This is a genomic window from Sphingobacterium olei (assembly GCF_005048855.1).
In the GTDB taxonomy this organism is placed as follows: Bacteria; Bacteroidota; Bacteroidia; order Sphingobacteriales; family Sphingobacteriaceae; genus Sphingobacterium; species Sphingobacterium olei.
Genome location: NZ_SUME01000006.1, coordinates 316,144 through 325,506, shown reverse-complemented (window position 1 = coordinate 325,506; position 9,363 = coordinate 316,144). Strand labels below are relative to the sequence as shown.

Here is a 9,363-nt window from a genome sequence, read left to right as displayed (position 1 = left end):
ACAAGGGCTGTCGCTGGCGTAAGTGCCGTACCGCCTGTGGCAGTCGTGTACCATAACACCGGACCTGCAGCTCCTGCTGTGTTCAGATCGGCAACCGTAGCTGCATCGATCTCACAGAACACCTGTGTAAGTTCAGTCAATGTTGGTGCCGGAGTTTTCGTGATCGTAACGGTTACTTCCGTTCTATCTGCGCTCTCACAGCCGTCAACTACCTGGGCTGCATAATATGTACCGTCTACAAGGGCTGTCGCTGGCGTAAGTGCCGTACCGCCTGTGGCAGTCGTGTACCATAACACCGGACCTGTTGCTCCTGCTGTATTCAGATCGGCAACCGTAGCTGCATCGATCTCACAGAACACCTGTGTAAGTTCAGTTAATGCCGGTGCTAATACTTCGTCTACCGTGATGCTCACAGCTACACGAGGACTTTCACAACCTGTTATCGTACTGATTTGACTTACATAAACAATAGTCGTACCCACCACATTGCTATTCACTGTAGGAATTGCTGGAAGCGGTGTAGTCGAAGAAGCAGTAGCATAGTAAACTAACGTATGATCTGCCAATACCTCCACATCGTAATTAACAGTTGCCGTTACTGGAGTCTGGCAAACCGTTTGATTGGTTACTACCGGTGCCGCTGGAAGTTCGTTCACGTCAATTTCAATTGGCGTTCTATCTCCAGTCTCACATGTACCAAAACGTACCGTTTGTACATATAAGGTATGTAATCCCGGTGCTAATGTTGTCACATCAACCACGTTACCACCTGTAGGCGCATCGTAGATTAAATATGTTGTACAATTGTCTGGAACTGGGATCGTAATATCACCTTCTGGACAAATTTCAAATTTGTTATCACCATTTGGTCCTGCGACAACAGCAGGAATCGTGCGTGTAATCTCATGCACCTGCAATTGATCCAGTACAGAAGCCACACCACCGTATAGGATCTTCACGCGATCAAACGGCGCATTAGCGATGAATTTCACATCAGCTTGCTCGTTTCCGGCAAGAAGCGTGATCTTCAATAACGTGCCATCGTTATGGATTGGTGCACCTACCGCTGTATTGCCTAGGTAAGGTTGAATCGTAAAGGATTCTAACAAACCTACTGTCAATAGTGACGATGGTTTTCCAACTCTGATGGTCAGCGTATCGCCAGCAAGTGCAGGTGTGCTATACAATACTTCTAAGCGGGTATACGCGTTAACACCAACCGCATTGTTGAGCACTGCAAAAGTTCCATTATTACCGTCCACTGCATTCTCAGCATCGATAACATTGACTAAACCATTCAATGCACCTACACCTCCGATTGGACGCTCGATACCACTTAATACATCGACCACGCCATTCGGGTCGTCACAATCTGGCGTACCTGGAGTATGGTAATATGCTTCGTATAGATTTACAGACTGCGCTACAGTAGCTAAAGCAGATAAGTAAACTTTCACTCCGCTATAAGGTACTTGCTGTCCACTTGCATTTGTTGGAACGAAGGTGAAATCAAAAATATTCTCACCAGCAACGATGTTGACTAAGTCTCCATCGACAAGATGCGATACACCAACTGGATTTCCTGCAGCATTGATTGGCTGAACACGTATACCACCGGCAAGCTGTGCAACAGTTAAAGTCTTTCCTAATTTCACGGTTACAGGAGTACCAGCAGCAATTGGGCTACCAGTCCATTTGATGTTCTGGTAAGTTTGTCCCAAAAGTCCGGCTACGTTAGCCACCTCTGTCAGTGTACTGAATGTTGCCACATTTTGATCTGCTGCTTGGGTTGGATTCGTTACGGAACCCAAGTTAATAAACAACAGTTTAGTTACATCATATTGCGACGCATCATTTCCATATACTCTTGTATATACCGGAGGACATTCGCCCGGATTGAATACACGGATAGTTACACTCGCAGCTGTTTGACAGCCCGAAAGTGTATTTGTTCCGATCAAGGTATAAACATGCGTACCCGGAGAAGCAAATGGTCCGAAGGTCGTTCCGTTAAAGTCGACACCCGACTGATCTTTCCATTGGTAAGTCACACCGGCCTCGGTATTGTACGTTGGCACAGCAACACTTTCGTTTATTTCTATTGCATAAGAAGATGCTTCGTTAAACACGATTACCGGAGCTGGATTTACCGTAACGGTTACTGGAACGCGATCCGCAATTGCGCTCTCACAAACACCGTCTGCCGATACAGCAACATAATAGGTTACTGTCGCATTTGGCACCAAATTCAAGCTAGGTCCAGTAAATTCCGGCGTTGTTGCAGCAGCACTTTCGTACCAATAGAAAATTGGATTCGTAAGCGTAGAAGTTGCCGTTAACGTTACTGCTGATCCTTCACATACTGGGTCGTTACCTGTCACTGCGACATCGGCTGCAGTTGCTCTTGGTGTAACACCAATAGTTACCGGTGCAGAAACTGCACTTTCACAATTAGCCGCATTAACAGCGCTCACTGTATATTGTCCTGCATCTGATAAAGAAGCAGAAGCGATTGTCAATGTATTTGAGGTTTCTAATAATAAATCAGCACCTCTGTACCAGATATAGCTAGTAGCACCTGCTGTAGCAGTCAATGTCACCGATTCACCTTCACACACTGTAGCTGCACTTGCCGTTATTGTTGGTGTACTTGGCAATGCATTTACAGATAGTGACACTTGCGCAGGAGGATTGTCGAAACAGAAGCCTGATCCCGCGATAATTGCATAATAGGTTGCAGTACCCGTTTGTGTCGGAGTCACTACTATGGAAGCGCCTTCGCCTAAATAACCACTTAGTGCGTTGCCATTGAATCCACGGTACCACTTAATGAAAGTTGGGTCTATACCCGCTGCTGCGCCCAAAAGGTCTGCACTTAAGGTAACAGATCCACCAATACATACCTGTCCGACGGAAGTTGTCAGGTCTAAGTTTGCTAACCCGAGTTCTATACAATCAGTCGGCATACTGTGTGTTGCCGTCTCGCTTACCTCTGCATTGCTGGCAGTTACGCTATTGTCGATAGACAATACGACACCAGTATCAAGTGGATCATCTACCGTTACTGTAAATGTATAGGTTTGTGTTGCACCCACGGCCAATGTCGGAATGGTTAACTCCACGTTCGGACCATTTTGGGTAAAGTCACCCGCATCAAGCAATGTCGTATTCGCCGGAATGGCGTCAACAAGCTGAACGTTTGTTAAATCTTTATTTCCTGTATTTGTAATGGTAACCGTATAGGTAATTACATCATTTGCTTGCGCTTGTCCAGAGTTCGCACCATTACTTACCCCATCTAAGCTCAAGTCGATGGTATAAATTGCTTGTACCGGAATCTCGGTTGGGTCACCCGGAGTTGCACCAGGGTCAGGTCCAGCCGGAGGATCGGTAGGATCAGCTGGAGGTACTGTAGGTGTACCTGGATCAGACGGATCTATTTTAACGAGTGCAACATTACTAATTGCATCGATACCAGTTAAGTCTACATCCACTTTGACCACGAAACTTACAGATGCAGTCTGTCCAAAGGCTACATTGATGTTTATAAAGTCGACGGTGTTACCATTCAATGTACCACCTGAAACATAGGTCGTACCTGCAGGAATAGCATCGGATACGGACAAGCCCGTTAAATCCTGATTACTTTCATTTTTAATATAAATCGTGTACGTTACATCTTCCCCGCCACTCACCGTAGTAGTAGATGCGCCGTTTGCGATATTGTATCCTTTCCAAGCGACGATATCATCTGTCGGATCAACTGGAATCAAGGTAGGATCACCCGGGTTAGTTCCCGGTGCTGGACCAGCCGTTGCATCAGTTGGATCTGCAGGAGCTGTCGAGGTCGGTGTTCCGGCAGCCGTTACTATAGCTATGTTACTGATTTCTGTTATACCGGTCAAATTATCTTGAACCAATACCTCGAAGCTTCTCGTTACTGTATCTCCTACCGAAATATCGATTCCTGTAAAATCAACAGACGCACCATTTAACGTGCCACCGGATACATACGTTGTTCCGACAGGCAAGGCATCCGAAATTGATACTCCTGTTAAAGCTTGGTTACCCGTATTTGCTATGTATATCGTATACGTTACCGTTTCACCACCACTAACCAAAGTTGTACTCGTACCGTTAGCGATACCAAAACCTTTCCAAGTCGACACCGAAGCCATCGGATCCACTGGAATATCTGTCGGCGTACCTGGAGGAACGTTCTCATCCGGGCCCGCTGTAGGATCAGTCGGATCAGCCGGAGGTACCGTACCTGTACCCGGATCATTTTCATTTTCTTTTATAAACGCTACATTACTGATGTTTGTCGCGCCTGTTAAGTCCGCATTTACGGTAACTTTAAAGGAAACTCTTGCTGTGTCACCCACTGCAATCGTTACATTCTCAAAAACTACACTGTCTGCGACTAACACACCACCTGAGCCCGCAACATACGTTGTATATTCCGGAATGGTATCTACCACACGGTAGTTTGTTAATGCTACCGCACCTGTATTCGCAATATGGATGGTGTATTCAATTTCTTCACCACCTTTAACATTAGCGACAGCCGTTCCGCTGGTTGTCTCTTGGTAAGACTTCCAAGTGTCGAACAGTGGCGTATTACAATCTTTCTCAACTGCGTACACCCTTAATGCAGGCAATACGCTCACATTCAAAACACCTCTTAAGCCTATGCTTATTTTATCGTATTCCACGCCTGGAGCAAAAGGAATGACACCTTTCGTACCGTTATTAAGAATACCCAGTACATTTAAACCATTAATCAATTGGCTTTGTACATCTAAAGTTGCTACTGGAGTAGCGCCATGGTATGCAATGATTTCCAAGCCACCGATAAGGTTTGCATCCAAAGCACCTGAACCGTACTGTAAAGTCAAGTTCACGACTTCACTTGGCAATGCACTCTTACGGAAATCAAAATATTGTTTTACAGACGTACCGACAGCTACGTTGCCTAAACTGATTTCAGAATAATCTGTTGTATTTGCGTTGATTGCATGATCCGCGTTATCCACACCTGAACCGGCAAGACCTAAAGCTGTCAACGCCAAACCTGAAGCATCGTATGATGTCGTGAATACCGGTTGACAATCTGTTACCGGATTATCCACACATGCACCATATACATTCATCGAATTCGGTTGTGCCAACAAACCTAATAAAGAATTGGTATGATCGGTAATACGAATTGCGTCATATTCGGCAGTAGGTGTTATCGCGATATAGTATCGTCCTACGTTATCCTGAACAATACGGAGTCTATCGTTGTTGCCACCAAAGTTATTGTTACTACCTCCTTGAAGAACCACCGTTGCCCCATCTTTAGCCTGTACAGAGAAGTAGTGGTCTCCCAATACTAAACCATTTACAACACTAGCCAATGTACCACCGATACTACCACCCAAAAGATGATCTAACAAAGTTGGATCGAAGTCAATACGTACATAAGCCGTTTTATTTGCCGGTATTTTTTCGCCAAATCCAAGCTCGACAAAACCTTCATACTGATTACCGAGGCCTAATAATACGCCAGCACCCGAATTCAAGGTTGCATACGAATCAAAATCATCATCGAATAAATTATCTATATTATCCGCATTCGATGCACCAATTACGGTAGTAATACAAGTTGGATTTTCAAAAGGAGAAGGTGTTGTCGTTGTTGGACAGCCTGCACCGATACGTTTCACCTCATAAAGACGCACGGAAGGTGTCAATGCTACATTTACAGTAGATCCAACGATTACGTCTACTCTATCATAAGGAAGAGCAGCTTGATAGGTCAATGTCTGAATACCACCTGAACTGAAAAGATTCAATAAATTCAGATTATTAATTACCCCTTGTTGTAGTGTAAACGTTTCTGCTACAGCACTACCATTATACGTTACTATGCGGTATCTGCCTAAAAGATCAACAGATGCTAAGCTCGACGGATCAAGTTGCAAACGTACTTTTAGCGTATCACCTGCCGTAGATAGTTTATTAAAATAAATACGTTGTGAGACTTCCGCGGCTACAGCAGCAGTACCTGTGCTGATTTCAGAATAGTCAGAAGAGTTTAAAGAGATTGCATGATCCGGATTGTTCACGCCAGCTCCATTCAGTAGACCTAATGAAAGTCCGGATTGATCGAACGACGTGAATTGACCTGGCAGACAGTTGTCTGTACCGATCTCCATACAAGCTTCAAAGATCTTCATCGAAGCCACATCTTGCGTCAAGCCAACTAGAGAAGGAAAATGTTCCGTAATTCGGATATTTTGATAATCCGCATTTGGTGTAATTGCAATATAGTATCTACCTATATTATCCTGTACGATACGAAGATCACCACCATTTACATCCACAAAGGCTGCCTGGCTAGATCCCGTTAATACCGTAGTACCACCCGTCTGTGCCGTTTTAGCCTGTACCGAGAAATAATGATCACCCAATACTAAGCCTCCAACCGTATTTACCAACGTTCCCAATGTACCGCTCAACAAGCGAGGTAATAGATTATCCTCCATGTCAATACGTACATAAGTTGTTTTATTTGCAGGAATAATGGTTGGAAACTCATATTCTAAGAAACCACTATATGCACCCATACCTAACAACGTACCGCTACTTGCTGTTAAAGTAGCATATGATTCATTGTTACCATCAGCAGCAAGATAAGCGTAATCTGCATGTTCCCATGCTACGACCGTAGCCTCACAAGACGGATCCTCAAAAGGTGTCGGTGTCGGCGCTGGCAATACAAAGTCCGGATCTTCACATCCAGAACCTGTAGGACCAAACCGTTTCACATCGTAGACCTCCACTGCCGATTCGAACGCGCTTACACCTACTAATGAGTTGACACGTATTTCAATACGGTCGAATGCTTTTCCAGGAGCAAAGGTTAATGTACCCGGATTACCGGCCTCCAAGAGGTTCAATACATTTGTACCATTTAACAGCCCACCGCCTAAAGATCGACGGTACACTTCCGTATTGCCATTATAGGCAATTATTTCGTAGGCACCAAGTAAGTCAACATTTAGTGTTTGACTTGCTTGGACAGCCAATTTTATTTTGAAAACAGATTGGGCATCACTTAAGGAATTAAAGTGGATGTATTGCGACATCGATCCCGCAATACTCAGAGCGCCCAGATTGATTTCCGAGAATGTATTTTCATCATCGTCAATCGCCCGTTCAGGGTTCAACACACCTGTTTGTCCAAGTTGCAATAAGTCCAATGTAATACCGCTTCCTTCATAAGAAGTGGAGAACGCAGGATCACATATTTCATTACTCGCATCGTAACATACGTTATAGACATTTAAGTATTTGTCGGCAGACAACAAGCCAACAACAGCCGTTGTACGATCCGTTAATCTGATATTCGTAAACGGTTGGTTTGCATTAACGGCAATATAATATCTACCTGCCTTATCTTGTACAATTCTAACTTGACCATTTGACGAATCAAAAAGATTCGCACTTGAGGTATTTAGTGTTTGTGTACCCCCATCCTTCAATTGTACTTCGAAGAAATGGTTACCTAACACCAAACCATTTACCAAGCCGCCTACGACATCACCAAGACTACCGGCTAACAATGATTTCAGTATATCTTCATCATAATCAATACGGATATAAGTTGTTTTACCAGCCGGAACCTGAGCAGGAAAATTCACTTCCAAATGACCAGCCCTACTTCCTAAACCAACAAGAATTCCTGCGTCGGAGCGTATCGTAGCGTAGCTATCGAAATTATCATCGACCGCAAATTGAGGATCATCCGCATTTAGAGAAGAAACAACTGTTGTATTCGCACACATCGGCTCGAAAAGTGGGTTCTCTGTCGGAGTCGGCTCCGGACAAGATGCACTTGAACGTGTTACGCCGTAAATACGTAAATCTGAAGCCGCCAAATTTAGGCCTACCGTACTGTACAATCCTATCTCTACACGGTCAAACGGACTAGCCACCTCAATAGGAATAGTCGCTATCCCTCCACTACTTAATAATCCTAATACATCTAGGCCGCTGATTAATCCGCCACCCAAGCTGATGTTTTCGACCAACGTATTTCCATTATATGCTCGAATATGATAAGCGCCCAATAAATTAGCATTTACGGTAGAAGAACTGACTTGCAAGCGAACCTTTAAAGTAGAATTCGCTTCGGAAAGTGTCGGAAAATAAATATTTTGAGAAGCAGATCCTAGTATATTTAATGTACCTGTAGAAATTTCAGAATAATTTGATGTGTTAGCATCAATAGCGTTTGATGGATTTTTAACCACATCACCTAGATTGACAGATATTCCCGTTGTTTGACCTTCATCCGTAAATAATGCTGGATCACAGATGGCGCTGTTTAGTGTAAACGCATCACGCACGTTCAGGGAAACACTTGCTCCCAAACCTAAAGCCAAGATATTCTTAGGATACCGAAGTCGTACACGAACGGCATTATAAGGAGATGCAGACCGAATTGCAATATAAATATTGCCTTGTGCATCCATTACTATCGTCGAACTACTACTAGCAACCGCCGAACCCGATTCAATATTATTACTTCCCGGAGTCGCTCCGGTCCATGCGTTTGCAAAAATCAAATCTGTTGACAGAAGCCCGGTTAAACTTCCAACAAGTCCAACGAGATCCACACCTACTCCACTGGTTGTTGGACGATCAATCCTTACATAGGTTGTACTTCCTCCAGGCTGGGTTTGCGGCAATATTAATTGCGTCCACGCCTCTCCCGAAACACCTACAGTTCCTACAAGTGGAACACTTATTCCCGAAAACTTAGCAATAAGCGTCGCAAAATCAGTTTCATTCCCGTTTGCGGCTAGCGTAGGACTGATTACCTCGGCGAAGGTGTTACTAGTTGTAGGAGTATAATTCCCTAACGAAAGGGCACTTTCACCCCTTCTACCCCAGTTCTGAGAATCAGCATACTCCTTCGTTTGTCCGTAACTTGTGATCCCCAAAATCAGCAAGATAAACATTAGAACGCACTTAACCGGGGACAGCGTCCCCGGTGTAAGGTCCACAGTGTTGATGTTTTTCATAGATAGTAAGTAGTATAAATTTAATATCAGATACCAAAAGCTTTGGACACTGAGATTAATAATATGTTTTTCATAACTTCAGGTCAGGATAAAATCTCTTGACCCACTACAAATCTAATTAAGAAATAGTGTAATAAAAAAATTTTTTTATAAAAATTAATACAGATATAATATTAGAAATTTTATAAATTTCAAAAACAAATAATATTATCAATAATTAAACAAAAGATATATTTAACATTATTTAACAATTAAAATATCTCCTAAAGAAAAACAATCGAATGCT

1 protein-coding gene is annotated in these 9,363 nt (G+C 43.5%); it reads right to left on the bottom strand.

Annotation, left to right across the window (positions count from 1 at the left end):
• The coding region (locus FAZ15_RS16035) for an Ig-like domain-containing protein (protein WP_136902328.1) at positions 1-9,077 on the bottom strand (9,077 nt) is incomplete at its 3' end.
• Positions 9,078-9,363: the final 286 nt, after the last annotated feature.